We start from the raw sequence: 25,747 nt of genomic DNA on the forward strand, positions 1-25,747 counted from the left end.
GGGATATGGAATGGATCGACCCAATTTTTTTACGCAAAATATGGTTGCTGGTTTATTATCCGAAATCGTTATTGATGAACAGGTCAGGAAGTTTCGAAAGCGAACGCTATATGAGCTGATCGATGAAGCTTTGGCTGTAGGGAATAAAGAACAGTTCTACGTGCTAACAAGCGAACTTCGAGAAATTCTTGCATTCGAAAAAGAGACTGGTTGATTGAAAATCCACTTCCAATCGTGGTATCTTAAGGTTTGACTAGATTCCAGATTGAAGAGGGTATCGATATGCAATGGACATTAACTGAGCTGGAGAACTGGGAGGAGTTGCGAGAGTTTGTAGATACCGCACTGCTCCCTCTTTATTTGTATCGAAAGGATTTTGCTATTCCCGAGCACGTCAAACGAATGCAATATTTAATGGCGTTGGCAAGCTTGATTGAACAGAAGTTGAAAGGCAGAGTTCTGTTGTTTCCGCTGGCTTACCAGGGAGGGGGAGCTTGGGTTGAGAGCGCCATTCCTGAGTCGTTTCCTTTTACTTTTGTCTTGCGCTTCTCAGGTGACAACTGGTTGCTCAAAACAGAAGCTTCTGCTGAAACCGTGCACTATTTGACGGTAGGTGATGAAGATTTGGATTCACAGGTTCGATTTGAAATTACAGCAGATGTTTGCTATCAACAAATCTTGAAAATTTGGAGAGAATCAGTAGCAATAACGAATAAATCAGGGACAGATCAAAAACAATAAAATGCAAGCGTTGTCAATACGGGAAACCCCTGATTTTTTTGACAAATTGTTAACATTTAAGGAACATTTGACGTCCATTTTTGTCATACTATCACGCGACATTCTTGACATCTAAATAGGGGTTAGCTATTATTGGTCTTGACCTAGTGTTGCTTTTTTTGTATGACAAATTCCTTGTTACGTAATTTACAAGATAAGGAGGGGAAAAAAGAAATGAGTGGAAAACAGGAAATTTCCAGACGTACCTTTTTGAACTATGCTTTGATGGGTACGGGCGGGTTCCTAGCTGCTGGCATGATCACACCAATGATTCGTTTTGCAATTGATCCAGTTCTCAAAACATCTGCCGGTGGAGATAAAGTAGCGGTTGGAAACGTAGATGATTTTGGTCCAGAACCTAAACGTGTCGACTACAAAGTTCATACCAAAGACGGATGGTATGAATCAGAGTCTACAATGTCTGCTTGGGTAAGAAAGCTTGAAGATGGTACTATCTTGGCTCTTTCTCCAATCTGTAAGCATTTAGGCTGTACAGTTGACTGGAACACTGGCGAGAACAAAAATGAGTACTTCTGCCCATGTCACTTCGGACGTTATGCTATTAATGGAGAGAACATTATTGGAACTCCTCCGTTAAAGAGTCTGGATGAATATGATCAAGAAGTAAAAGATGGCAAGCTTTACTTAGGTAAAACAAAACCGAATACGCGTCCGGGGGTGAGTGCTTAGATGTTACAAAAGATGTATGATTGGGTGGACGAGCGCCTCAACATAACTCCTATGTGGCGCGATTTAGCCGACCATGAAGTACCAGAGCACGTGAACCCGGCACACCATTTTTCGGCGTTCGTTTACTGCTTTGGGGGATTAACGTTCTTTATTACTGTTATCCAAATTTTGTCTGGGATGTTCTTGACCATGTATTATGTTCCAGATATTATCAACGCTTACGAATCTGTTAAGTACCTGCAGAATGAAGTAGCATTCGGTACGATCGTTCGTGGTATGCACCACTGGGGTGCCAGTCTCGTAATCGTCATGATGTTCTTACATACGCTTCGTGTATTCTTTACTGGTGCGTATAAGAAGCCGCGTGAATTAAACTGGGTTGTTGGTATGTTGATTTTCTTCATGATGTTAGGACTTGGCTTTACAGGGTACCTGTTGCCATGGGATAACAAAGCATACTTTGCAACCAAAGTAGGTCTGCAAATTGCGGATACAATTCCGCTAATTGGTCCTTATGCTAAAGTATTGTTAACAGGTGGGGACATTGTAGGTGCGCAAACACTTGCTCGTTTCTTTGCAATCCACGTGTTCTTCTTGCCAGCAGGTTTGTTCGGCTTGCTTGCAGCTCACTTTGTGATGATTCGTCAACAAGGTATTTCTGGACCACTATAAGCCGTCTTCGACAAATAAGGGAGGAATTAGCATGTCTAAACACGATAAAGATGCTACCTTCGTCGGAGACTCGCGGGTATCGGCGAAGCGCATTCCGAACATCGCTCCATCTTACTCCGATTTTCCAGGTAAGTCTGAGCCGTTCTGGCCTAACTTCCTGCTGAAAGAATGGATGGTTGGCGCAGTTTGTTTGGTAGGATTTTTAGTTCTTGTAGTAACTGAAGTACCTGAGTTAACAGGAAAGGCAAACCCGAATGATACAGGCTTCATTCCATTGCCTGACTGGTACTTCTTATTCTTGTTCCAACTTCTTAAATACCCTTGGGCAGCAGGAGATTGGGTACTTTTAGGCACAGTTGGTATCCCAGCGGTTGCTTTTGGTGGTTTGATGTTAGCTCCATTCCTGGATAATGGACCTGAGCGTCGTCCATATCGCCGTCCAATCGCTTCTGGATTAATGTTACTTGCTCTTGTTGGTATTTTTTACTTGACTTGGGCTGCTATGGATGAGCATCATAAGAAACATCCTCCGGGTGGATCACAAGCTGCTGCACCAAGTGGCGCTGTTGAAGCAGATCCGAATTTCAAACCAACTGAAGTTTGGACGAAGCAAGCAAGCTGTCAAGGTTGCCACGGTGGCAACATGGAAGGCGGCATGGGACCAAACCTTCAAAAAGTTGGTTCTAAGCTTGATGCAACTGCAATTGCAGACATCATCAAGAATGGTAAAGGTGCAATGCCTCCAGGAATGATTAAAGATGACGCTGAAATCAAAGCTGTTGCTGAGTACTTGGCATCATTAAAATAGTTCGTGAAGTAGCTACAGAGAAGCTGGCTGGCAATCAGTCAGCTTTTCTTAGTAGTTAGGAAGTGTAAGTTTGGAGCCCCGCCCGGCGCCAGCGATAGCTTGTACCGGGCGGGTTTAAGGTCATTGATGAGGGTAACCTATAGGAGAGATAGTCATGAAGTGGGTATGGGAGTGGTTTTGGGAGTCTTTAGGGAGACGGTGGTTTCTCTGGATACTGCTCATCATCAACTTATTAGGAACAATCTATGGCTTCATATGGTACGAAGCACAATTGGCAGATACCTATCCTCCACTTCGTATTTTTGTGCCAGATAGTCCAACAGGCAGCGGTCTCTTTACACTTGTATTGTTCACCTACTTAATTGGCCGCCAGTATCCGTTACTAGAGGCACTAGCCGGAATTACGAATTTCAAGTACGGAGTATGGGCAGTAGCCGTTATTGTTTTTGGTTGGTTGATGGGTAATGAAGTGAACTGGGTTGACATGATGTTACTCGTTTCGCACGCAGGAATGGCGATTGAATCAGCTTTGTACGCAAAGTTCTATCGGCTGAGCTGGCTTCCTGTAGGCTTCGCAGCATTATGGACCTTGAATAATGATTTTCTTGATTACGTGATGGATATTCATCCCTGGTTACCGGACGAACTGGTACCTTACACGGGAATCGTCGGTTTGTGCACCGTATTTTTGAGTATCGCATCAGTAGGTTTCATCTGGTATTTGAATGTTACCCTCTCAAGAAAAGAGGTCTAATCTTGTCCTCCTTTCCATAGTCTGTACTATGGGAAGGAGGTTTTTCTTTTGAAGAAAAACAGGATAATACTACTGTTCTTAGTTGTGACCGGACTGCTCTTGGCTCTGCCGATCAGTAAACTCTTTCCGATCTTTGATGTACCACCCAATCAAGAGCACTTACGGACACTGGATAACATAGCCGAAGAAATGTTGGAGGCAACCAAAAAAGGGGATATGGAAAAGGCAAAGCACCATATCGATCAACTGGCAGACCTTTTCCCGAATCAGACGCTTCCCATTTCGATCCGGATTGAAAGTTTAAATGCAGTAACCCAGTCGATCCTATCAGCCAAACAGGTATTTGCTACTTCCAAAGAAGAGGAAAATATCTATCTTTGGCATGCGACACGAGTGAGAATTGCCATCGATGCTCTGAGTCATGATCATCAACCGATGTGGAAGCAATATTACTCATCGTTTAGCAATCAGATGCAACAGTTATTGCAGGTTTCCGTAACACGGGATGCAGCCGCATTACGCTCCCAGCTCGAAGAAAACTATCAGCTCTACCTTGTCATTCGCCCTGCCATGAGCATTCATTTGCAAGAGCAGCAAATGTCCAAAATTGCGGCACATTATGAACATCTGCTGAAAGAAACAAAGAATGAATCTTTGGATTGGCAAATCATCCGTGAAACATTAAGAGAATTGCATGGAGATATTCAGGAGTCGTTTGCAGGGGAAGACAAAAGCACCATTGGCACATTGATGGCTCCAGGTTCCCCCTTTATGTTGATCATAACCATTGCCTTGGCTGTCACGTTAACTCTGAGTTACGTGGCGTGGAAAAAGTACGTGGCAGAGCAGGGGAATGCAGCATAAACGAGGATTAAAAAAAGCAACCATCCAGGACAGCGGAACGGTTGCTTTTGCTGTTTAATCAAGAATGTAGCAGATGTGAGAAATTAATCATGCAGCGGTTTTTTATTTTCATCCAGTGTAAATCCTTCTCCAAGCACTTCGTGAACGTCATTAACGACGACAAATGCATGAGGATCAACCTCCTGAACAATTTGCTTATAGCGCATGACCTCGTTACGTCCAACCACACAATACAGGACTTGTTTTTCGACTCCGGAATAAGCCCCTTTGCCAGTCAGAAGAGTAACCCCTCTACCCAATTTGAGCAATTCATCAGCAACATCCTGCGCATGTTCAGAAATTATCGTTAATGCTTTGGCAGCATACGCACCGTCCTGGAAGAAGTCGATGACACGTGCAGCGATGAAGACCGCAACCAGTGTATACATGGCACTCTCTACGCTTAGATAAACAAGAGAGGCCCCAATAACAACCAAATCACCCATAAACAAGGTTCTGCCGATGCTGATGCCGTACTTCATTTGGAAAAGTCGGGCAATAATATCGACTCCACCGGTTGTTCCACCATATCGAAAGATGATTCCAAGACCAGCTCCAACAGTAACCCCGGCAAATAAGGTTGCCAACAGACGATCCGTCATGACAGATGGATTGAGGATAGAATCAAAAAGGGAAAGAGATAGAGATAAGGAGACCGTACCGATTATTGTATAGGCAAATGCCGTTCTGCTTAATACTTTCCACCCAATAACAAAAAGAGGGACATTCAATATGAAATAAATGAGACCTTGGTCAAATTGTGGAGCCAATATTTTAATAATGATACTTATCCCTGTTACTCCGCCTTCAGCCAAGCTGTTGGGGATATTGAATTGCGTGATTCCAAAACCCATGATAATGGTACCGATGAGAATTGCAATGATGCTCTTAAGCCTGATCTGCACGAGTTCCCCTCTCCTTTTTTATGCATAGTATGTATGTCTGTATCAACTCCAAATGCCATTATAATCCACGTTTTTCGGCTTGTCCAATCTGTGATACACTATCACAAGAGAATGATTTGGCAAATGGTACCGATTGCGTTACGATTAAAGTTAGAGAATCAATAGTTGGAGACTCAATAGTTAGGCAATCATTGGTAGGAGGCAACCATGGACCAAGGAAAATCACTGAGTGAAATCCAAAAAGAAGTGGATCAATACATATCACAGTTCAAGGAAGGCTACTTCTCACCACTTGCCATGATGGCACGAATGACAGAAGAAGTGGGCGAATTGGCAAGAGAAATTAATCACTACTACGGTGAAAAACCGAAAAAGAACGATGAAGAAGCCAAAACAATCGATGAAGAGCTCGGCGATGTGTTTTTCATCGTACTCTGTTTTGCCAACTCACTGAATATTGACTTGCAGGAAGCATTTGATCGTATTATGCACAAGTTTAATACAAGAGATAAAGATAGATGGACAAGGATCGAGGAGTAGATAGCCATGGGACAATCAAAAATTAAAGTTGCCATCGCGGGTGCAAGAGGGCGCATGGGGCAAGAAGCAGTAAAAATGGTGCTGCAAGAGGAAGCTTTTGAACTGGTGGCAGCCATCGATTCCAAACATGACGGACTAGATCTGGGACCATTTGTTGTCGGTAAAGAGATTGGCGTACTCATGCATACGTCGATGAAAGAAGTTTTCGAAACGTATCAACCAGATGTATTGGTTGATTTCACGACGCCTCATAGCATCTGGGAGCATATGTCAATGGCACTTGCCTATGGAGTGCGTCCAGTAGTGGGAACGACGGGATTAACTCCTGAACAGATGGAAGATTTGACTGCAAGATACAAAGAAGCAGATCTCGGAGCGATCATTGCTCCGAATTTTGCGATCGGTGCTATCCTTTGTATGAAATTTGCCAGTATGGCAGCCAAGTATATGCCACATGTAGAAATTATTGAGCTGCACCACGATAAAAAATTGGATGCACCAAGTGGAACAGCATTGAAGACAGCAGAACTGATTGCGCAAACAAGGGCGGAAGTACAACAGGGTCATCCAGAGGAAGAAGAGAGTCTGGAGGGTGCAAGAGGAGCGCTCTACCAAGGGTTCCGCATTCACAGTGTGCGTTTGCCAGGGATGGTTGCCCATCAGGAGGTCCTCTTTGGTGCAACAGGCCAAACGCTTTCGATCCGTCACGATTCCATAAACCGAGAGTCGTTCATGCCAGGAGTAAACCTGTCCATCAAAGCAGTTATGAATCTTGATCACCTGGTATACGGCTTGGAACATCTTTTGGACTAAGGCAACGTTTGTAGCAATAAAGGGTCGAGATTGGGGAGAAATGAAAAATGAAAATTGCTTTGATTGCTCATGATCGCAAAAAAGAAGAGATGATCCAATTGGCCGTGGCCTATGAGAAAATACTGGCTTCACACGAACTATACGCTACCGGTACGACAGGTACCCGAATTATGGAAAACACGCAACTGCAAATCACCTGTTTTCTGTCGGGACCACTTGGAGGCGATCAACAGATCGGTGCGATGGTTGCGCAGAATGCGATGGATTTAATTATCTTTTTGCGTGATCCTCTCGCTTCGCAGCCTCACGAACCCGATATTATCGCTTTGCTTCGCTTGTGTGATGTTCACCGTATTCCTTTTGCTACGAATATGGGGACAGCAGAAGTTTTGTTGAAATCATTGGCACAAGGAGATTTGGACTGGCGAGAAGTAGTCAGTGAAGAGTCATAAGAAGTTGTATGTAAGGAGTCCTGATCAATGGATGGTTTAGATATACTGGCAATTGGCGCACACCCCGATGATGTAGAAATCGGTGCAGCCGGAACATTGTTAAAAGCAGCAAAAAACGGTCAGCGGGTAGCCATTCTTGATTTGACCTATGCAGAGTTATCGTCGAATGGAACGGTAGAACGAAGGCAGCAGGAAGCAGCAGAAGCAACCAAGCTTTTGGGTCTTGCAGCAAGGTATCAGTTTGCTTTGCCAGACCGAGGGCTAGAGTCAGTAAGGGACGAAGCAATTGCCAAGATTGTGGACCTGATCCGAACAACTCGTCCAACTATTGTTTTGGCCCCTTATTGGCAAGACAGACACCCGGATCATGAGAGTGTCAGCCGCATTGTGAAAGAAGCAATTTTTAACGCTGGAATCCATAAGTATCAAGGTGAACAGGAATTGCCAGCATATCGTCCTGCCGCCTTCTATTATTACTTTATCAATTCGACAGCAGCACCAGGCTTTTTTGTAGATATCAGTGACATATACATAGAAAAAAAGAACATTCTCTCCTGTTATCGCAGTCAGTTTGAGCGAGAAGAAGGGAGTGTCAGTACCCCACTCAACAACGGGTACATTGAATTGGTGGAATACAGAGAGCGTTTGTTTGGACAGCAAGCTGGAACTATGTATGCAGAAGGGTTTGTAAGTTCAACTCCACTCCGATTGGATTTCCTGCCATAGGAAGAAAGAGTGTAAGGGAGTGCTTGTACGATGAATATTGGAATTACGTGTTATCCTGCATTAGGCGGTTCCGGGGTTGTGGCAACAGAGCTTGGCAAGTTGCTTGCTGAACGGGGACATAACGTCCACTTTATTACATCAGGAATGCCATTTCGACTGGGACAGTTTCACCCGAATATTTTTTACCATGAGGTAGAGGTCAATCAGTACGATGTGTTCAAATACCCTCCTTATGACCTGACGCTTGCAAACCGGATGGCTCAGGTGGCGATCAATGAAAAACTGGATGTGCTCCATGTTCACTATGCGGTTCCACATGCGTTGTGTGCGTATTTGGCGAAACAAATGGTCGGTGATCAGTTGAAGATTGTCACTACGTTGCACGGTACTGACATTACCGTTTTGGGATATGATCCGAGTTTGCGGGACATGATTCGGTTCGGCATTGAACAAAGTGACATGGTGACAGCCGTTTCTCAGGATTTGATTCGGGAAACTAATGAATTGCTTCAGGTGAACAAAGATATCGAGCTTGTTTACAATTTCGTCGACAAGCGCAGGTATTACCGCAGAGAGGTAGCACAATTGAAGAAGAAGTTTGCTCCGAACGGAGAAAAGATACTGATGCATATTTCCAACTTCCGTCCGGTCAAGCGTGTGACGGATGTAATGGAGGTTTTCCGTAAGGTTCGTGAGCAGTTGCCAGTCAAATTGCTGTTTATCGGTGAAGGTCCTGAACTTTCAACGATTCGTAAAATGGTATGTGACTCGGGTCTTGGTGAAGATGTGGTTTTCCTTGGTAAACAGGAAGACGTAGCAGAAGTCATTTCACTTGCAGACGTGATGTTGCTTCCTTCTGAGAAAGAAAGCTTTGGTTTGGTTGCCCTTGAAGCAATGGCCTGTGGTGTTCCTGTGGTTGCAACATGGACAGGAGGAATCCCTGAGGTTGTTGTAGATGGTCAATCGGGATACCTCTGTGAGATTGGTGACGTAGAAAAAATGGTGGAGTGTACCGTAGCGTTGTTAACCAACGAAGCGACGTACCGGGATTTCTCCCGAGTTTCAGTGGAGCGCTCCTGCCATACATTCTGCCACGATAAAATTGCTTCCCATTATGAGTATTTGTATCAGAGATTGCTTGGTTTGAATGAGGATTCCAACTGCAAACATGAATCGATGAACGTATAAAGGAAATTCAATAAACCCATGAAACAAGCTATTTTAGCTTGGCTGTTTGCAATAATTTTGAGAGAAATACCAAAAAGCCGATGAGTGTCCTCATGGAACGAGTCCCTCCTAACTGTTTGTTCAGATCGAGTCAGTGGGAGTAGAGGAGGAAATACATTGCTAAAGCAGCATGGAATATCCATTCTTGAGCGATTGGAAGCCAACGGATTTGAAGCGTACTTCGTTGGAGGTTGTGTCCGCGACTGGTTACTGAATCGACCTGTTCATGATATAGATATATGTACAAATGCCCATCCAAGCGACGTCGGAAGCATTTTTCCCGAGCACATTCCTACCGGGTTGAAGCACGGAACCGTTTCGGTCAAACAGGGTGGATTCATTTACGAAGTAACTACTTTTCGGACAGAAAGCGGTTATTCCGATCACCGTAGGCCCGATGAAGTCAATTTCGTTTCCGATTTGAGAGAAGACTTAGCCAGACGTGATTTTACGATGAATGCGATGGCAATGGACCGTTTTGACAAGCTTATCGATCCTTTTTACGGTCAGATTGATTTGGAAAACAAGACGATTCGTGCTGTCGGAGACCCGCTTGTACGATTTCAGGAGGATGCCTTACGCCTGTTACGTGCTGCTCGATTTGCCTCACAGCTAGGCTTTTCCATCGAACCGCATACACGGGAAGCCATGAGCCAGAAAGCGGCCAATTTGCAGCATGTTGCTGTAGAAAGAATTCGTGAAGAGCTTAATAAATTAGTGGACAGTGAACAACCAGCAAATGGCTGTCAGTTGATCGTAGAAACAGATTTGCTCCATGCTTTCCCGGATTTGGCTGATGTGTTTACTGCTTCCTTGCAAGAGAATTGGCGCTTGACCCATTTAGGTTCGATCCCGCAGAAATGGTCGTTCTTGCTTTTCACGCTGGGAGCAGATGACCAAAGAGTAAATCATCTTGGCACCATGCTGCGTATGTCTAATAAGGAGCGGGAAACCGTTGACCGATTCGTGCGAATGTTGCGGATGATTGACCCAGCTTGGGATCAGCCGAAAGAGGTCAGGTGGGAACCGCTTTTGCTCGAATTTGGTTGGGATTTATGTATACAATTGGATAATATTCTCCAAGCTTATTGGTGGAACAAGCGAGATCGCAAGTCATCTCATTCACTGATCGAAGCGAACAATCGTCTCCCCATCCATTCCCTAAACCAGTTGGCTGTCAACGGACTTGATTTGCAAGCCGCAATAGATCGCAAGGCTGGTGATTGGATTGGGCGGACGCTTCGCTATTTGTTCGAGCAAGTGGCGCTGCATGGACTTCCGAATAATCGAGAAGATTTGCTTCGGGTAGCAAGAAAAGAGGTAAGTAAAAATGAACATCAAGCAAGCGATTCTGAAGGCCTTTCATGACAGACCCAATCAATTTATTTCTGGAGAAGAGCTGAGCCATACCTGTTCCTGTACAAGAACAGCCATTTGGAAGCATATTGAAGAATTGCGTCAGGAAGGGTACGACATCGAGGCTGTCCGCAAGTCAGGGTATCGGCTCGTTATGGCACCTGATCGAATTTCTTCCGAGGAAATTCAGGTTGGATTAGAAACAAAGCGTATCGGTCACCAGGTTATTACCTATGAGACGGTCGTGTCTACTCAAATTCTTGCCCATGAAGCGGCCAATAACGGTGTACCAGAAGGCACGCTGATTCTTGCTGAAAAGCAGACAGGTGGCAAAGGTCGATTGGGACGTCCGTGGCATTCGCCAAAAGGAACAGGAATCTGGATGAGTCTGATATTGCGACCGGAGATTCCTTTGCCCAAAGCTTCACAAATGACGCTGTTAACAGCGGTTGCCATGGCAAGAACGATTCAAAAGCATGTAGGTGTCGAGGCACAAATCAAGTGGCCGAACGATATTTTTATTGACGGAAAAAAAGTATGTGGAATATTGACCGAATTGAATGCAGAGTCGGATCGGATCAATTATCTTGTCATTGGGATCGGTACAAACGTGAACCTCGTCGAGAGCGATTTCCCGCCTGAGTTGCAACAAATCGGTACCTCCTTGCAAATTGCTGCAGGCAAGCCTGTCCGCAGAGCAAGCTTCATCCAGGATTTTTGTCGTCAATTCGAGGAATTATATGATTTGTATCTGCAAGTCGGTTTTTCACCAATCAAAACCGCTTGGGAAGCTTCGGCGTATTCCATCGGCAAGCAAGTTCATGTTCGGACATTGCAAACGGCCATTTACGGGACTGCGATCGGACTCGATTCGGAAGGTGTCCTGATGGTTGAAGACGAGATGGGAAAAATTCACAAAGTTTACTCAGCCGACGTGGAATATGGTGCAAAAACGTAAAAGCTTTGCTATACTTACCCTTAAGAGGCTGTATCGCATCTGATGTGAATGGCACTCTAACAAAACGGCCATGACCGTTTTGAAGTACAGTTGAACATTACATTTCTGCTCTGAGCCTATAAGGACCGAGACAGAAGGAAATCCAACATGTTTCTCCATTTTTTCGCATGGACGACCTTCTTTCCTATTGGGTGAGAAGGTTTTTTTAGTTGTGAAAAACATTTTTGAACATTTGGATGGAATTCTCAAGGAAAAGGCGAGGTAGCGAGAAAAGGTGGGGGAAGCCATGTTTACAAAAAGTGCTCCAGTAACAACATCTGATCTTCGCAAAGCCAAACAGGAAAGACGACCGATTGCTATGATTACGGCCTACGATTATCCATCGGCGAAAATCGTCGAGGAAGCAGGTGTCGATGTAATCCTGGTCGGAGATTCATTGGGAATGGTCGTACTTGGCTACGATTCAACCATTCCTGTCACCATGGACGATATGGTGCATCACACTAAAGCCGTAACTCGAGGCGCCAAGCGAGCGTTTGTCGTAGCGGATATGCCATTTCTGAGTTATCACGGAACAATCGAGGAATCGATCAAGAACGCTGGACGACTCATGCAGGAAGGGCTTGCCAAAGCGGTGAAAATTGAAGGCGGGCTTGAAGTTGTACCGCTCGTCAAACGAATGACACAAGCAGGGATCCCTGTGATGGGCCATATCGGGTTAACGCCCCAGACGGTTCATCAAATGGGTGGATATAAAGTGCAAGGGAAAGATATAGAAGCAGCACGTCGTTTGATTGAAGAAGCGAAAGCACTCGAAGAAGCAAATGCCTTTGCCATCGTACTGGAGTGTGTTCCAGCCGAGGTAGCGGCCAAAGTGTCAGAGAGTATCAGTATCCCGACAATTGGCATCGGTGCAGGTGCAGGTTGTGATGGACAAGTACTTGTCTTCCACGATATACTAACTTTTGCTTCGAACCTCAAACCGAAGTTCGTGAAGCAATATGCGAATGTGGGAGAAGCTATTTTCAAAGCCGTATCAAATTACGTGTCAGAAGTACAAGATCGTAGCTTTCCAGCGAAAGAACATACATTTGCCGCTTCTGAAGAAACCATCTCACAACTATATGGTGAAGGAGTCAAAAAATGATTCAGGTTTCCTCAATTGCCGAAGTACGAAAATATATAAAAGAAATGCGTCAAGGTGGAAAAGAAGTCGGGTTCGTTCCGACGATGGGATTCCTTCATGAAGGACATATCAGTCTGGTGGAAGCTGCCAAAGCAAAGACAGAGATTGTCGTCATGAGTATATTTGTAAATCCCCTGCAATTTGGACCAAATGAAGACTTCGATCGCTATCCACGAGATATCGAGCGAGACAGTGCATTGGCAGAGGCAGCCGGAGTGGATATTCTGTTTACTCCGACGGTAGAAGAGATGTATCCCAAGAAGATGCTTACCAATATTTCAGTTGCCCAAGTCACTGAGGTACTCTGTGGGAAATCTCGCCCGGGTCATTTTGACGGAGTCGCAACAGTTGTAACCAAACTATTCCAAATAGTGCAGCCAGACTACGCCTTTTTTGGTCAAAAGGATGCGCAGCAAGTGGCGGTTGTCGAACAAATGGTATTCGACCTTTCGATCCCAGTGACGATTGTTCCTTGTCCCATTATTCGGGAAAAAGACGGATTAGCCAAAAGCTCCCGAAATGTTTACCTGTCTACAGAAGAACGTGAGCAAGCGCTTGTTCTGTCACAAAGTTTGGGGAACGCCAAAGAACGTATTCACCAAGGTGAGCGTTCTGCAGCAACAATCCTTGAAAATATCCTGACACAGATCAAAGAAAAGCCACTTGCCGAGATTGATTACGTGGAAGTGCTAAAATATCCAGAACTGGTAGCTGAATCTGAGCTGCGACAGGGAGAGACGTACCTGATTGCCCTGTCGGTTAAATTCGGACGCACCAGACTGATCGATAATGTGATGGTTACCATCTAAACGATTGAGGGGGAAATACTCATGTTTCGCACGATGATGAAGTCCAAGATTCATCGGGCTACGGTTACGGAAGCCAACCTGAACTATGTGGGTAGTATTACCATTGATAAAAATATTTTGGAAGCAGTCGATTTGTTGCCGAACGAAAAAGTGCAAATCGTAAATAATAACAACGGAGCCCGTTTAGAGACGTATGTAATCGAAGGCGAACCTGGAAGCGGTGTTATTTGTTTGAATGGTGCTGCAGCCCGCCTTGTTCAACCTGGAGATGTCGTCATTATTATTGCGTATGCAATGATGACTGATGAAGAGATCAAAACATACAAACCAAAAGTTGCGATTATGGGTGAAAATAACAAGATCAAGGAAATCATTGGCGAAGAAATTCACGCAACGATTTTGTAAGAGGTTCTAATTGAATAGAGCCACCCTTCCAGTGAGACAATGAGAGTAATCAGCGTCCGATTGGGGGGGTGTTTTTTTGAAGCTTGATGAATATTTTACTTCACTGTGTAATGGGTTGGAGCGGATTGATTCAGAGTGGAAAACAGCTGATACCCAGCGAAGACTGTTATTGGCGGGAGAATTAAAAGAACACCGGGAGATAAGCGATCAAATCGTAGATCAGTGGATTCAATATGAAGAGAAGCTTTCTACTTTAATAAAAAAAGTAAAACTCAGTGGTAACAATCATACGTTTGATCCGTCAAATAAAGCGACAAACCCTACACAGGATGAGAAATCGATAACGAATACGGGATCTGCACCTATTTTCGCCAAAGGAAAAGATTCATCCGACGAACTCGAAATACATGAACATCTTTTTCGCAAGGGTGAAGGTTTCTACCATCTGCGGCTTTTCGAAGATTCCCGAAATTATTTTAGCAAGCTTCTGACAGAGAATCCCGATTGGGAACACGGTCGCTTGTATTACGCATACAGTATGTATTTTAATGATGAGAAAGAAGCTGCTTTGCGGGAGTTTCGTCTATTAAGCAAAACCGCCAGTTCACCAAAGGTTTCGGCTATCAGTTATAATGCGATTGGCTGTATTCTGGCTGAGGAAAAACACTACCTGGAAGCTGCCCAGTCATTTGAATCGGCAAGAGAAGTAATGCCATCGCATGCGGAGAGTCTGTTTAATCTGGCGCTTTGTCATTTCCAACAAGGAGAGGCACACGAAGCCATTGAAAAGTTGGATGAATATCTGGAAGAAAACGAAACTGATTGGGAAGCATTCGTTTTGTGGATCAGGATCGCATCCTTGCTCCGTCAGCAAGACAGCAGTCTTCAGTTGAATCCACCAATTCAAATCCAGGTGCCAGACCGCAATACGGACCAGCAGTTGCTACGAGAAATGGCAACCATGTATGAAGCCAATGGACAAATACATCTAGCCATGCTCTGTTATCGTTACCTTGTTGATCAAAATCCCCGTCAAGCCTGGGCATGGCATGGGCATGGCTGGAACACCTGGTTGATTGAAGGAGAGCATAAAGCAATCCCGTTAGTGAAAAAGGCAATTGCGCTTGCTCCCCAAAATAACGACTTTCTTTTTAGTTACGGGTGGATGCATCTTTGTGGCGGTCACATCGAGCGGGCAAGAGAAATTTTTCGCTTTGTGATCCTGCGCAATCGTAGACATATTCTTTCATTGTCGGGACTTGTGACCATCTACTGTTGCGAGGGAGAATACACAGAGGCAAAACGGCTGGCTAGTTCCTTTCTAGACGAACAAGACCCGTATGTGCAATCACTCGGGTATTATCATCTTGGGAAAATTGCCGTGAAGGAAGAAAGCTGGAAGGTAGCCAAGCATTACTTCAAAAAAGTGCTTTATGATACAGGGCACTACGGTGAGGTACCCCAATATCTCAAGCTATGTAATGCGAAACTTGGCCTGTCTTCCCCTGTTTTGGAAGAAAAAACAGACAGAATCCATATCTGAAAAGCAGGATTTTGTCATTGACTGCCGAATGCTACGAAGGGACTATCAAGTTTGGCAGCTTACATATAGAGGTGACGATAGTTGGATCGTTTCATCGTCGTAGATTTCGAAACAACAGGAACCCATCCAAAAAATGGTGATACCATCATCCAGATTGGTGCGGTAGTCATTGAGGATGGACAAATACTTGATCAATATACAACACTGGTAAACCCGAATCAGCCGATACCACCCTTTATTACTTCCTTAACCGGAATTACCGATGAGATGGTTGCTGATGCACCGTCCATGGAAGAGGTTTTGCCAGATTTCTTGCGTTATTTGGACGGACGTACGTTTGTTGCGCACAACGCATCGTTTGATTTGAACTTTCTTCAAGAAGCCCTGCTTGGTCAGGGCTATTATCCGTTTGATGGCTATGTGCTGGATACAGTCGAGTTGGCACGTTTTCTTTTGCCCATGCAAGAGAGTTACCGCTTGGTAGAACTAGCGGATTCCTTTGACATTCAGCATGAAAACCCTCATCAGGCTGATAGCGATGCTTTGGCAACGTCTGAATTATTGTTGCACTTGCTATTGATACTAAAAGAGATGCCGCTCATCACGATTCAACGCTTGCAGATGCTAGTGAACACTTTTCGTTCAGACATCGGCGCTCTGCTACGTCATGTCGAGATGGAAAAAATGATGACCTGTTCGTTTGATCCAGAGGCACCAACGGAACAGAGCGAAGATGAAAACTGGGATACATATCGTCAGATTGCGTTACGTAAGCAAAAAAAGCATTGGATTGAAACCAAACAAACATTTGCTCATATGGAAATTGATGTCCTTCTCGAAAGTCTGATGGGAGAGGGAGGTGCTTTGCATCGGGAGAACCCTTCATTTCAGCGAAGAGACGAGCAGGAAGCCATGATCCGAGCTATTTATGCTGCAATGGACGACGAGGTACACCTGTTTGCCGAAGCGGGGACTGGAACCGGCAAGTCGCTCGCTTATTTGATCCCGAGCATCCTCTGGGCAAAGCTGAATCAGGAACAAGTGGTGATCAGCACTCATACGATTCAACTGCAGGAACAGCTTTTTGCAAAAGACATTCCGCTTCTCCAGAAAGTCCTTCCTTTTGACATGAGAGCCGCTCAGTTGAAGGGAAGAGGAAACTATTTGTGCTTGCGAAAATTTGAGCAAACCTTGAACGATTCAAGTGATTCATCCCATGAGGTCATGCTAGCTAAAGCTCAGATCGTCACCTGGCTGACGCAGACAGAAACAGGAGACTATGAGGAAATCAGTCTTCCACCCGCAGCATCCAATCTATGGCAGCAAGTCAAAAGTGATACGCATTCGTGCTTGCACCGACACTGTCCGTGGTTCTCTCGTTGTTTCTACTATCAAGCAAAAGAACGAGCACGTGAAGCCGATCTCATTATCGTGAATCACGCTCTTTTGGTTTCGGATATGGATGCAGATGGTGGGATTATTCCCAAAACACCGGTAGTGATCATCGACGAGGCCCATCAGTTAGAGGAAGTAGCCAGTCAACACTTAGGCATTGAGTATTCAACTGCTCAGCTTATGTATTTGCTCGAAAGGCTGGAAACCGATCAGGAGCAAGCCATTTTGAACGTGTACAGCAATGAATTGAACGAGTGGGACAGCTCGCTCTCCACCTTTGTCCAAGAACAGATGGAGACAATCAGACGGACACACATCAAGGCAAGAGAAACCTACTTGCAATGGTCACAGCTTCTGTATCATTGGGCTTTGAAGCGAGCCAAAGAGACAATCGATATCGGAAGAGCGACTGTACGTTATCGGGTGGGAGATTTTAGCGATCGCAACGCTCGTATCATTACCTCGTCTGAAAAATGCAAGAAAGAACTCGCTGAACTGGGAGCGAATCTTGAGGAACTGCTTGCACCGATTCAAAAGCCCGAAAAGCCACTTTCCTTCGGTGTAAAAAGATGCAAGACAGATCTGGAAGGAATCGTGCAAGATGTGAAGCGGACAATCGAGACCATTCATACCTTGCTTATACAAGACGATGCCGACCTGGTGAAATGGATGGAAATTGAATCACGCACCTCTCGCAAGCATTTATTTCTGTACGCCTTGCCACTGCATATTGGACAAACCATGCGTGAACAGTTTTTTGCAGAAAAGCGGAGTGTGATTCTGACATCAGCAACATTGACGGTGAAAAACAGCTATGACTATTTGTTGGAGCGATTGGGTTTTGACGCAAATCAGGAACAAAACTATCGTACGGTTACGCTGCCTTCACCTTTTGACTATGAACAACAGGGACTCTTGTTGCTGCCATCGGATTTACCTTCTATTTCAGAGAATGAGAGAATGTATCTGGATGCCGTCACACAAGGTTGTGTCGATGTTGTCCGAGCCGCAGAAGGGCGGACCATGATCCTCTTTACCTCTTACTCCATGCTTCGTCAAGTCTATGAAGGGATGAAGCAGTTGTTGTCAGAAGAAGAGGGGTATACACTGTTAGGACATGGCATTGACAGCAGTAATCGCAGCAAGCTTGTCCGCAACTTCCAGCGTGAATCCAAAGCCGTGTTGCTTGGCACCAGCAGTTTTTGGGAGGGAGTAGACATCCCTGGCAAAGACTTAAGCTGTCTTGTCATCGTCCGTCTCCCGTTTACACCGCCGAATCATCCGTTGCTTGAGGGGCGTTCGGAAAGACTGAAGGAAGAAAAGAAAAATCCGTTTATGTCGCTTTCCCTGCCACAGGCCATCATTCGATTCAAGCAAGGTGTGGGACGACTGATTCGCCATCATATGGATCAAGGGGTGATTGTCGTCTTTGATTCCCGGATTGTAGAATCACGATACGGACGTTCGTTCCTTGCTTCCTTGCCACCTTTCCAGACAAAGACAGGGCCATGGGTTTCGTTGCGTGAAATGATCACGCCTTTTCTCGACCCCCAAAAAAGAATGGTTGCAGAAGAAGAATCATAAAATGAAACATGCTGTTCCTGAAGGGTGATCATTTTATGAGATTCAACTGCTTGCTGGTTATCGTACTCACCTTTCTACTGACTGCGTGTTCAATTGACGATCATTTGAAAAACGTAGTAAAAGTAGATGACCCAATATTAAGCGAGAATGAAAATGACTTTCTTGGCATGATTACGGTGTTTTTCCCTCTACAAAACGGGGAGAGTACATTGATTACTTTTCCAAACGGGAAGAAGTTGTTGATCGATACAGGAAGTGAAAAGGATGTTTCCACGCTTTTGGAACTGCTGGAAGAGCGCAAAGTGACCAAAATCGACTACGTGATGATCACCAACGATTTGCCTACTCATGCGGGTGGCTACCCTGAGCTTTCCAACCATTTTCAAATCGATACCATCCTGATGCCAGAAGCGATCCACAGATCCATTCAACAGGTAATACCCTTGCCTGCAAACAAAAAACTTATCCTGCTTGGAGAAGGTGATGAACTGACTTTTGACGAAAAGATTGTGTTGAAAGTTTTGAATCCGAGCGAACCGCTGCTTTTATCACCGCAGGATAATTCGTTGGTGTTTCAACTTAAGCAGGATCAGTTGCGTTTTCTTTTCACCAGTGCAATCAGCGAAAAAGCAGAAGACCGACTGCTGCAGCGATACACCAAGATTCTCCGATCAGAGATCTTGAAAGTAGCGAGTCAAGGAAGCAACCAGGCGTCATCACAGGTGTTTTTGACCAAGGTTGATGCTCAGATAGCTGTTATTGAAACAGGATTGTCTGAGAAAGAAATGAAAGCGAATCAGGAGGAAATTGTCGAGCGCCTGAGTGAATCATGGGCGGAAACGTATATAACCGGAATTCATGGAACGATTTCTATCCTATCGAATGGAAAAGATTACAAGGTTATTAAGAAAAAAAGAGAATAGAGAGGAGGAAGATCATGGTAAAAGCACCGAAAATATCTGAAGCTGTTGTTCGTCGTTTACCAATTTACCTAAGGTATTTGATCAGTCTCAATCAAATGGATGTGAAAACCGTCTCTTCTCAACAGATGGGAAAAACACTTGATGTGAATCCTGCGCAAATCAGAAAAGATCTTGCTGCTTTCGGAGATTTTGGCAAAAAGGGAATCGGTTATGACGTTGATTACCTGATCGAAAAAATCAGACAGATACTAAAACTGGACCAGGAAATCCATGTTGCTTTGGTCGGAGCAGGTCATCTTGGACATGCCATCAGTAATTACAATATCTATTTGAAAGATAATATGAGAATTGTAGCTATTTTTGATACTGATGAGACCAAACACGGAAAAATCATAGCAGGTCTGATGATTCGACCAATGTCCGAAATGAAGCAAGTGATTATTGATATGCAAATTCGCTTGGCGATAATTACTGTGCCAGCATTTGCCGCGCAGGATGTGGCTGACCAGCTCGTAGAAGCCGGAATTGAAGGGATCCTCAATTTTGCCCCTGTGAACCTGCGAACAGAAAAAGATGTTCGCATACATCATGCCGATGTTACTTCGAGCTTGCAAAGCTTGGCTTATTACCTTACATAATGATTGGAGTGTCAACATTGAAGAAAACCATCATCACCAATGCAACTGTGATCACAGTAAACGCTGCAAATGAAGTTATCGAAAATGGTGCGATTGCCTTTGAGGGAAATAAAATAACTTATGTGGGAGTAACTCCAGAGGACCTGACTGGCTATGATCAAGTGATCGACGGCAAAAACAAATTCGTTCTCCCTGGTCTCATCAATACGCATGGTCACGTAGGGATGTCGCTTCTGCGGGGGTATGCGGATGACTTGCCGCTGCAACAATGGCTGGAAGATAAAATGTGGCCGCTTGAAGCTCAATTCACGGCTGATCACGTGAAGTGGGGCGCCTATCTTTCCATTGTTGAAATGATTCGAACTGGAACGACGACGTTTGTTGATATGTATGATCATATGGATCAAGTAGCCCAAGCGGTTCAAGACTCAGGCATGCGTGCTCGTTTGTGCCGTGGGATGATTGGCTTTTGTTCAGAAGAAGAAAGACAGGCGAAACTGCGGGAAGCTACCCAATTTGCTCGTAATTGGCACAATCAGGCTGACGGGCGTATTACCGTGATGATGTCCCCTCATGCTCCTTACACTTGCACTCCAGACTTTATCAATCAAATTTTGGAACGTGCCCATGAGCTTGATTTGCCGATGCACATCCATATGTCAGAAACAGCGTGGGAAGTAGAGCAAAATGTGAAGGATTACGGTGTTCGACCAGTCGCTCACTTGGAGAACCTTGGCGTATTCTCCCGTCCAACCCTTGTTGCCCATGCGGTACATTTGACGGATGAAGAAATCGATGTACTGGCAAAATATAATGTAAGGGTTTCGCACAATGTCGTGAGTAACCTGAAGCTGGCAAGCGGAGTTGCCCGTGTACCTGAGATGTTGTCCAAGGGTGTTAGTGTCTCTTTAGGTACAGACAGCTCTGCGAGCAACAACAACCTGAATCTGTTTGAGGAATTAAAATTGGCGGCGATCCTCCACAAAGGCGTACGTAATGATCCAGTCGCTGTACCAGCCGAAGATGCATTGCGTATGGCAACCATTTTGGGCGCTGACGGGGTATTCCAAAAAGAGACGCTGGGTTCACTGGAGGTTGGCAAACAAGCTGATATCATCATGCTGGACAGTGCTCAAGCGCATTTCCATCCGGCTCATAACCCAATTTCACATGTGGTGTATGCGGCAAATGGCCGTGACGTAACAGATACGATTGTTGCAGGGGAATGGATTATGAGAAATCGTGAATTGCTCACGGTGGATGAAGAAAAAGTAATCTATGAAGCAAACCGCATGTTTGATTCTTTAAAACGATAAATGGAAAAAGTCTCCCATCAAAGGCATTTTGACAAACAGCCTTGTCAACACACCTGGTGAATGATGGGAGCAAAAGGAAAAGCGAAAGGTGTAGGTAGGAATATTTTGGTTAGCTAGAATCTTGGCTGTAACGCCAAATGTTTTTTAAAGAGGTGTGGCGGTATTCATTTGGTGAATGTTGTGAAAAGGCTCTAAGCGGTGATGATAAACCTGCCCAGGAAACTCGGTATTCCTGTAGCAACGACCAGCTCGGTTCGACGGAGGTTGTCGTTGGCAGCTTCACACGCTCACCTCCTTGGGGTGTACCTGTAGTATGACCGTTAACACTACCGCTATGTTTAGAAAGTTTTCGGTATCGTTCTAAAACCTTCTAGTCCTTCATAAATTTTAGGAACTGGGACGAGGGAGGGGGAGCGTTATGTACATCAGAAGGAACCAACTATGGTGGCTGATCCCCATTTTTCTTGGTCTCTTCCTGCTCGGTATGCTCCTTGCTGTTATAACCAAACCACCTCAAACGACACCTGCATCTTCATCCATGGAAGAAAAAAATCAGGGAGACCCGGATACCTTGCATCATGATCAGCTTGCCAGTCTCGTCAAAAAACTGGCTGGTGATACACCTGTTACCTACCAGGTAAAGACCAGGGACCAGACGTATCAAGGCGTATATCGTGGAGAATCATTCGATGTCAAGGGCAACGTATCAGGTCATATCATCCAGATGAAACGCAGTACAGACAAAGTTGAACTGCAAGTGGATGGGAAAGAGCAGCCATTAGAATTTCTTCCTTATGCGTTGTTTACCCCTTATGAACACGCCATGATCATACAAGGACAACTTCATTCACTCGTACCGACAGAGTTGCATAAGCGTGATCGGGATGGGCTCAAAGGGCTTCAGTTTGCTCTTCCGTCCAATCAGGTGGAGTCCATGATTTCGCTCTGGTTGGGGCCACAATTTCAGGCAGATGAAATCATGCGACAAACGCTGAAAGATGTGGTTATTCGCTATGAGCTATGGTATGATACCGATAAATTCGAGGTAAAGCAATTAACTGTTGATTTGCTAGTACCCAGCTTTCAGAATCAGCAAAGAGATCAACTCGTGTTCCGTTTTTAAGGGACACCGCCTGACAACAGCGTAAGCAAGAGTCAGGAGGATGAAAAAGGAGTTAGTGTTTGTGTATGTACGTGTAGGTATTGCTGTAGGAATCTTGTTGCTTTTGTTGGGTGGATTTTTGTATCACCTTACTTCAAGTGCAGTTGGCGAGAAATACGCTTCCGAGGATCAGGTACGGCAATGGGTTAAGGATCGGACGGGAATTGCACAAATTGATGAAATCAGCGAATTTCGCGGGACAAAGGTCTATGCGGTTGTGATTGGAAAGAATCACTTCGGCACACCTGTAATCGCCTGGCTCACACCAGATTCGGTTGATTTTGAAATAATGGATGGCGTTGTAACGAGAAATAGTGTACAGGAAGCAGTGTTAAAAGGTGACAAGAATGCTAGAATTCTGCACATCGTTCCTGGAAAAGATGACAATCAAAAATTCTGGGAAGCCGTCTATATTGACCAGGAACAACGTTACAATTACGTGTACTACGATTTTAAGACGGGTAAAGTACTTAAATCGTATCGCCTTAACCCGGTTAGTTGAACGGCTGTTAAGCACCGATGCTACATGTTTGAAGACCCCTTAATATGGGGTCTTTTTCTTTTTCCTCAATACCCAACATCTACATAGGAATTCATTTTGTTAATATGCTATACTTTAAATCGTTCTCCAGTTGATAGATTACGATATATACAAATCGTGTAGATAATAGAGGAGGGGAGTAATCTCATGCAAGTACGTAAAGTACCGATCATCTCATCGCTACTTATCGCGTTGGCTCTCCTGTTTGGCGGTTGGTTTCTGTTTCAAAAAGTAGAAATAGAAGAACCAGTTCGTACGAAGATCGCTCAAATGGAGTCAGCTACATTGGCTGACCTGCAGATTACAAAGGAGCAAATGCTGATAAAGCTAACAGTTACGAAGCCGGAAGATTTTCCAGAAGAGTATAAGTCTCTTGAGAATGACATCAGCGGAATCGTGAAAAATAAAGAAGTCATCGTTGAATTGACGAATCAAAATGAAGAGTTGAAAAAAGTGTGGAACAACGGAACTTTTGCGCTGACAGAAGCGTTGGAACTTCATCAGTACAGCAAACTTCCGGCATTGGTTAATGAGTGGAAAGTGAAGAATCAATTGGATTTGGCACTTACCAGTATGGATAAGAGCAACATTTACATCTTTCTGAAGCGTGGGTCAGATGAATTCTACACCATCGTCCCTCGTGAGCAGCAAGAGAGTGAGGTGAATGCTCGTGGGTAAGGAAATATTGTTTGGAGTGGTACCTGCTGTCCTAATCTTCTTGTTATTCCTCGGAATTAACATCGGGCCATTCTTGTTGTTTGCGGCTGTATTAGCCGGTTTGTTTTTCATAGTGAGCCGCCAGGGTGGTATTGGTGTTGCTGCAAAGAACGGGCGAGGTAACAAGCACTCCGTTCCCAAGACAGATATCTCGTTTGCGGATATCGGGGGACAAGAACGTGCAAAACAAGAGCTAAAAGAAGCGTTGGATTTTTTGAATCATAAAGACAAGATCAAACATTATGGGATTCGACCGTTAAAAGGGGTTCTCTTGACAGGACCTCCGGGAACAGGAAAAACCTTGATGGCGAAAGCAGCAGCTAACTACACCAACTCTGCATTTGTGGCAGCTTCCGGTTCTCAGTTTGTAGAGATGTATGTAGGTGTAGGTGCACAGCGTGTTCGTGATTTGTTTCGCGAAGTGAAAACTCTTGCTGAGAAAAACGGACAAGATTCAGGCATTATCTTTATTGACGAGATTGACGTCATCGGTGGAAAGCGGGAAGGCAGCCAACAACGTGAATATGACCAGACGTTGAACCAGTTGTTGACCGAGATGGATGGGATTCAAACAGAAGATAAACCACGCATTCTCATTATGGCTGCAACCAACCGCAAGGATATGCTGGACTCAGCTTTGTTGCGTCCAGGCCGTTTTGACCGTCATATCACCGTTGATTTGCCTGATAAGAAAGCTAGGGAGCAGATTTTGCACATCCATGCGAACAATAAACCATTAGCTTCCGAAGTATCCATCTCACAAATCGCCCAAGAAACGTTTGGCTTCTCAGGTGCTCAGTTGGAGAGCTTGACGAATGAAGCAGCCATCTATGCAATGCGTGAGAAAGCAGAACTGATCAACAACCGTCACTTCAGCATGGCAGTAGATAAAGTGATGATGGGTGAAAAAAGTGACCGTGAAGCAACAGGCGATGAGAAAAAGCGTGTTGCTCTACATGAATTAGGTCACGCCATCATGAGTGAACAAGTGAGACCTGGTTCTGTTTCACAGGTTACGCTGAGTCCTCGTGGTCAGGCTTTGGGGTATGTGCGCCAAAACCCGATGGAAGATCGTTATTTGTACACAAAAGAGGCTTTGGAAAAGCAGATTATGGTCTGTCTGGCTGGAGCAGTGACAGAGGAAATTTACTATGATGGCCGTAGTACAGGTTCACGAAACGACTTCGATCAGGCGCTTGGAATGGCACACGAGATCGTGAAAAGTGGTATGTCCCAATTAGGGATCATTCATATCGATTATATCGATAAAAACCAGATTCATACGGAAGTGAATCGAATTCTCGAAGAGCTTCTTGACCAGACAAGGGAAACACTTCGTCGCTATGACTATGTTTACAAAAACAGCTTGCAAATTTTGTTGGATCAAGAGGTGTTAAACGGAGACGAATTCCGTGACATGTTAAAACAAGTAGATAGCAAACAAGAGCTGGCAGTGTAAAACTGTCGGCTTTTTGTTTTTTTAAAAACCCATTTTCATCGTGATATGTGCCATATATCTGGTCAAATGCATATGTTACAGATGACATGATAAGGAGATTAGGGAAAAGGAAGGGACATACATGGCGAAACCACAAAAAAAACGAAAGAAGCCGCCAATACAAGAGCCTGATCTTTTGTTTGACGAGGGAGTACTACCAGAATGGCTCGTGGATGTTTCCAAGGATCCAGTCAAAGAAACAGCGAAAGAAACCGTTGTTGAACGATTCATAGAAGACGAGCCAACCAAAAATGTGAAGACTTTTCCACCACTGCGCACTGTGCCAAAATCAAATGTTGAGTCCAACCAAAAGAATTTCACCAAGGTTGTAAAAGAGAGAAAAGAAGAGCTGAATACACCGGTTATTTATACAGACGATCTCATGGACCAATCCGTAACAGCAGAAAAAATAGCCAATCGCTCCATTGATGCGACTAAAATTAAAC

At 44.6% G+C, this 25,747-nt stretch carries 27 protein-coding genes and 1 pseudogene; 27 read left to right on the forward strand and 1 reads right to left on the reverse strand.

Annotated features, from left to right (window positions below; all coding sequences use genetic code 11):
• Positions 1 to 10: 10 nt before the first annotated feature.
• From ACPW7N_RS03820 to ACPW7N_RS03850, 7 genes are all read left to right on the forward strand, one after another.
• A complete protein-coding gene (locus ACPW7N_RS03820; RefSeq protein WP_425649683.1) occupies positions 11 to 214 on the forward strand; it encodes an IDEAL domain-containing protein in 204 nt (67 codons plus the stop codon).
• A gap of 68 nt (positions 215 to 282) precedes the next feature.
• Positions 283 to 741 (forward strand): DUF2487 family protein, encoded by a 459-nt coding sequence (locus ACPW7N_RS03825; protein ID WP_425649684.1) that lies wholly within the window; start codon positions 283 to 285, stop codon positions 739 to 741.
• A gap of 213 nt (positions 742 to 954) precedes the next feature.
• Positions 955 to 1,470 carry a QcrA and Rieske domain-containing protein gene (locus tag ACPW7N_RS03830; RefSeq protein WP_425649685.1) on the forward strand — a complete coding sequence of 172 codons (516 nt, stop codon included), beginning with the start codon at positions 955 to 957 and terminating at the stop codon, positions 1,468 to 1,470.
• Positions 1,471 to 2,142, forward strand: coding sequence for a menaquinol-cytochrome c reductase cytochrome b subunit (qcrB, locus tag ACPW7N_RS03835; RefSeq protein ID WP_425649686.1), 672 nt, complete (start codon positions 1,471 to 1,473; stop codon positions 2,140 to 2,142).
• Positions 2,143 to 2,173: 31 nt separating this feature from the next.
• Entirely contained in the window at positions 2,174 to 2,950 is a 777-nt protein-coding gene (locus ACPW7N_RS03840) for a c-type cytochrome (protein WP_425649687.1), read from the forward strand.
• Between the two features lie 154 nt (positions 2,951 to 3,104).
• Entirely contained in the window at positions 3,105 to 3,704 is a 600-nt protein-coding gene (locus ACPW7N_RS03845; RefSeq protein ID WP_425649688.1) for a DUF1405 domain-containing protein, read from the forward strand.
• A 48-nt stretch (positions 3,705 to 3,752) separates the two neighbouring features.
• Positions 3,753 to 4,568, forward strand: a complete 816-nt coding sequence (locus tag ACPW7N_RS03850) for a sporulation protein YpjB (protein WP_425649689.1) — start codon at positions 3,753 to 3,755, stop codon at positions 4,566 to 4,568.
• An 83-nt stretch (positions 4,569 to 4,651) separates the two neighbouring features.
• Here the strand turns inward: ACPW7N_RS03850 and ACPW7N_RS03855 are convergent, their stop codons facing one another.
• Positions 4,652 to 5,512, reverse strand: coding sequence for a YitT family protein (locus tag ACPW7N_RS03855; protein ID WP_425649690.1), 861 nt, complete (start codon positions 5,510 to 5,512; stop codon positions 4,652 to 4,654).
• Between the two features lie 207 nt (positions 5,513 to 5,719).
• Between ACPW7N_RS03855 and ACPW7N_RS03860 the strand changes: the two genes are divergently transcribed.
• From ACPW7N_RS03860 to ACPW7N_RS03955, 20 genes and pseudogenes are all read left to right on the forward strand, one after another.
• Positions 5,720 to 6,052, forward strand: a complete 333-nt coding sequence (locus ACPW7N_RS03860) for a nucleotide pyrophosphohydrolase (RefSeq protein ID WP_425649691.1) — start codon at positions 5,720 to 5,722, stop codon at positions 6,050 to 6,052.
• Positions 6,053 to 6,058: 6 nt separating this feature from the next.
• Complete coding sequence (gene dapB, locus ACPW7N_RS03865; protein ID WP_425649692.1) at positions 6,059 to 6,865, forward strand: 4-hydroxy-tetrahydrodipicolinate reductase; 807 nt, start codon at positions 6,059 to 6,061, stop codon at positions 6,863 to 6,865.
• A gap of 47 nt (positions 6,866 to 6,912) precedes the next feature.
• On the forward strand, positions 6,913 to 7,317 hold the full coding sequence (locus ACPW7N_RS03870; protein WP_425649693.1) for a methylglyoxal synthase: 405 nt from the start codon (positions 6,913 to 6,915) through the stop codon (positions 7,315 to 7,317).
• 27 nt (positions 7,318 to 7,344) lie between these two features.
• On the forward strand, positions 7,345 to 8,043 hold the full coding sequence (bshB1, locus tag ACPW7N_RS03875; RefSeq protein ID WP_425649694.1) for a bacillithiol biosynthesis deacetylase BshB1: 699 nt from the start codon (positions 7,345 to 7,347) through the stop codon (positions 8,041 to 8,043).
• A 30-nt stretch (positions 8,044 to 8,073) separates the two neighbouring features.
• Complete coding sequence (gene bshA / locus ACPW7N_RS03880) at positions 8,074 to 9,231, forward strand: N-acetyl-alpha-D-glucosaminyl L-malate synthase BshA (RefSeq protein WP_425649695.1); 1,158 nt, start codon at positions 8,074 to 8,076, stop codon at positions 9,229 to 9,231.
• A gap of 156 nt (positions 9,232 to 9,387) precedes the next feature.
• Positions 9,388 to 10,638 (forward strand): CCA tRNA nucleotidyltransferase, encoded by a 1,251-nt coding sequence (locus ACPW7N_RS03885; RefSeq protein WP_425649697.1) that lies wholly within the window; start codon positions 9,388 to 9,390, stop codon positions 10,636 to 10,638.
• Positions 10,601 to 11,584: a biotin--[acetyl-CoA-carboxylase] ligase gene (locus tag ACPW7N_RS03890; protein WP_425649698.1), complete on the forward strand. Its 984-nt coding sequence runs from the start codon at positions 10,601 to 10,603 to the stop codon at positions 11,582 to 11,584. The genes ACPW7N_RS03885 and ACPW7N_RS03890 overlap by 38 nt, the downstream gene beginning before the upstream one ends.
• Before the next feature lie 286 nt (positions 11,585 to 11,870).
• A complete protein-coding gene (panB, locus tag ACPW7N_RS03895) occupies positions 11,871 to 12,731 on the forward strand; it encodes a 3-methyl-2-oxobutanoate hydroxymethyltransferase (RefSeq protein ID WP_425649699.1) in 861 nt (286 codons plus the stop codon).
• A complete protein-coding gene (gene panC / locus ACPW7N_RS03900) occupies positions 12,728 to 13,579 on the forward strand; it encodes a pantoate--beta-alanine ligase (RefSeq protein ID WP_425649700.1) in 852 nt (283 codons plus the stop codon). Before panB ends, panC begins: the two co-directional genes overlap by 4 nt.
• A 21-nt stretch (positions 13,580 to 13,600) precedes the next feature.
• Positions 13,601 to 13,984 (forward strand): aspartate 1-decarboxylase, encoded by a 384-nt coding sequence (gene panD, locus ACPW7N_RS03905; RefSeq protein WP_425649701.1) that lies wholly within the window; start codon positions 13,601 to 13,603, stop codon positions 13,982 to 13,984.
• 76 nt (positions 13,985 to 14,060) lie between these two features.
• Entirely contained in the window at positions 14,061 to 15,527 is a 1,467-nt protein-coding gene (locus ACPW7N_RS03910) for a tetratricopeptide repeat protein (protein WP_425649702.1), read from the forward strand.
• 81 nt (positions 15,528 to 15,608) lie between these two features.
• A complete protein-coding gene (dinG, locus tag ACPW7N_RS03915; RefSeq protein WP_425649703.1) occupies positions 15,609 to 18,506 on the forward strand; it encodes an ATP-dependent DNA helicase DinG in 2,898 nt (965 codons plus the stop codon).
• A 35-nt stretch (positions 18,507 to 18,541) separates the two neighbouring features.
• The gene (locus tag ACPW7N_RS03920; RefSeq protein WP_425649704.1) at positions 18,542 to 19,429 is read left to right on the forward strand and encodes a ComEC/Rec2 family competence protein; all 888 of its coding nucleotides are present in this window, start codon (positions 18,542 to 18,544) and stop codon (positions 19,427 to 19,429) included.
• Positions 19,430 to 19,443: 14 nt separating this feature from the next.
• Positions 19,444 to 20,067, forward strand: a complete 624-nt coding sequence (locus ACPW7N_RS03925; protein WP_425649705.1) for a redox-sensing transcriptional repressor Rex — start codon at positions 19,444 to 19,446, stop codon at positions 20,065 to 20,067.
• Positions 20,068 to 20,084: 17 nt separating this feature from the next.
• Positions 20,085 to 21,383: an amidohydrolase gene (locus ACPW7N_RS03930; protein WP_425649707.1), complete on the forward strand. Its 1,299-nt coding sequence runs from the start codon at positions 20,085 to 20,087 to the stop codon at positions 21,381 to 21,383.
• 418 nt (positions 21,384 to 21,801) lie between these two features.
• Positions 21,802 to 22,506 (forward strand): hypothetical protein, encoded by a 705-nt coding sequence (locus ACPW7N_RS03935; RefSeq protein WP_425649708.1) that lies wholly within the window; start codon positions 21,802 to 21,804, stop codon positions 22,504 to 22,506.
• A gap of 40 nt (positions 22,507 to 22,546) precedes the next feature.
• Positions 22,547 to 23,047 (forward strand): cell wall elongation regulator TseB-like domain-containing protein, encoded by a 501-nt coding sequence (locus ACPW7N_RS03940; protein ID WP_425649709.1) that lies wholly within the window; start codon positions 22,547 to 22,549, stop codon positions 23,045 to 23,047.
• Positions 23,048 to 23,233: 186 nt separating this feature from the next.
• Positions 23,234 to 23,764, forward strand: coding sequence for a hypothetical protein (locus ACPW7N_RS03945; RefSeq protein ID WP_425649711.1), 531 nt, complete (start codon positions 23,234 to 23,236; stop codon positions 23,762 to 23,764).
• Positions 23,757 to 25,262, forward strand: a complete 1,506-nt coding sequence (locus ACPW7N_RS03950) for an AAA family ATPase (protein ID WP_425649713.1) — start codon at positions 23,757 to 23,759, stop codon at positions 25,260 to 25,262. Before ACPW7N_RS03945 ends, ACPW7N_RS03950 begins: the two co-directional genes overlap by 8 nt.
• 121 nt (positions 25,263 to 25,383) lie before the next feature.
• Positions 25,384 to 25,747: pseudogene (locus ACPW7N_RS03955) on the forward strand (WIAG-tail domain); the annotation flags it as partial.

Source organism: Brevibacillus nigriterrae, from assembly GCF_049846925.1.
Classification (GTDB): domain Bacteria; phylum Bacillota; class Bacilli; order Brevibacillales; family Brevibacillaceae; genus Brevibacillus_H.

Excerpts from the sequence above, each read along its gene's own strand:
- qcrB (WP_425649686.1), top strand. The coding sequence starts at position 1,471 with ATGTTACAAAAGATGTATGATTGGGTGGACGAGCGCCTCAACATAACT.
- ACPW7N_RS03825 (WP_425649684.1), top strand. The coding sequence starts at position 283 with ATGCAATGGACATTAACTGAGCTGGAGAACTGGGAGGAGTTGCGAGAG.
- ACPW7N_RS03890 (WP_425649698.1), top strand. The coding sequence starts at position 10,601 with ATGAACATCAAGCAAGCGATTCTGAAGGCCTTTCATGACAGACCCAAT.
- ACPW7N_RS03925 (WP_425649705.1), top strand. The coding sequence starts at position 19,444 with ATGGTAAAAGCACCGAAAATATCTGAAGCTGTTGTTCGTCGTTTACCA.
- ACPW7N_RS03860 (WP_425649691.1), top strand. The coding sequence starts at position 5,720 with ATGGACCAAGGAAAATCACTGAGTGAAATCCAAAAAGAAGTGGATCAA.
- ACPW7N_RS03920 (WP_425649704.1), top strand. The coding sequence starts at position 18,542 with ATGAGATTCAACTGCTTGCTGGTTATCGTACTCACCTTTCTACTGACT.
- panC (WP_425649700.1), top strand. The coding sequence starts at position 12,728 with ATGATTCAGGTTTCCTCAATTGCCGAAGTACGAAAATATATAAAAGAA.
- bshB1 (WP_425649694.1), top strand. The coding sequence starts at position 7,345 with ATGGATGGTTTAGATATACTGGCAATTGGCGCACACCCCGATGATGTA.
- ACPW7N_RS03935 (WP_425649708.1), top strand. The coding sequence starts at position 21,802 with ATGTACATCAGAAGGAACCAACTATGGTGGCTGATCCCCATTTTTCTT.
- dapB (WP_425649692.1), top strand. The coding sequence starts at position 6,059 with ATGGGACAATCAAAAATTAAAGTTGCCATCGCGGGTGCAAGAGGGCGC.
- ACPW7N_RS03845 (WP_425649688.1), top strand. The coding sequence starts at position 3,105 with ATGAAGTGGGTATGGGAGTGGTTTTGGGAGTCTTTAGGGAGACGGTGG.
- ACPW7N_RS03830 (WP_425649685.1), top strand. The coding sequence starts at position 955 with ATGAGTGGAAAACAGGAAATTTCCAGACGTACCTTTTTGAACTATGCT.
- ACPW7N_RS03945 (WP_425649711.1), top strand. The coding sequence starts at position 23,234 with ATGCAAGTACGTAAAGTACCGATCATCTCATCGCTACTTATCGCGTTG.
- ACPW7N_RS03840 (WP_425649687.1), top strand. The coding sequence starts at position 2,174 with ATGTCTAAACACGATAAAGATGCTACCTTCGTCGGAGACTCGCGGGTA.
- panB (WP_425649699.1), top strand. The coding sequence starts at position 11,871 with ATGTTTACAAAAAGTGCTCCAGTAACAACATCTGATCTTCGCAAAGCC.
- ACPW7N_RS03820 (WP_425649683.1), top strand. The coding sequence starts at position 11 with ATGGATCGACCCAATTTTTTTACGCAAAATATGGTTGCTGGTTTATTA.
- panD (WP_425649701.1), top strand. The coding sequence starts at position 13,601 with ATGTTTCGCACGATGATGAAGTCCAAGATTCATCGGGCTACGGTTACG.
- ACPW7N_RS03940 (WP_425649709.1), top strand. The coding sequence starts at position 22,547 with ATGAAAAAGGAGTTAGTGTTTGTGTATGTACGTGTAGGTATTGCTGTA.
- bshA (WP_425649695.1), top strand. The coding sequence starts at position 8,074 with ATGAATATTGGAATTACGTGTTATCCTGCATTAGGCGGTTCCGGGGTT.
- ACPW7N_RS03870 (WP_425649693.1), top strand. The coding sequence starts at position 6,913 with ATGAAAATTGCTTTGATTGCTCATGATCGCAAAAAAGAAGAGATGATC.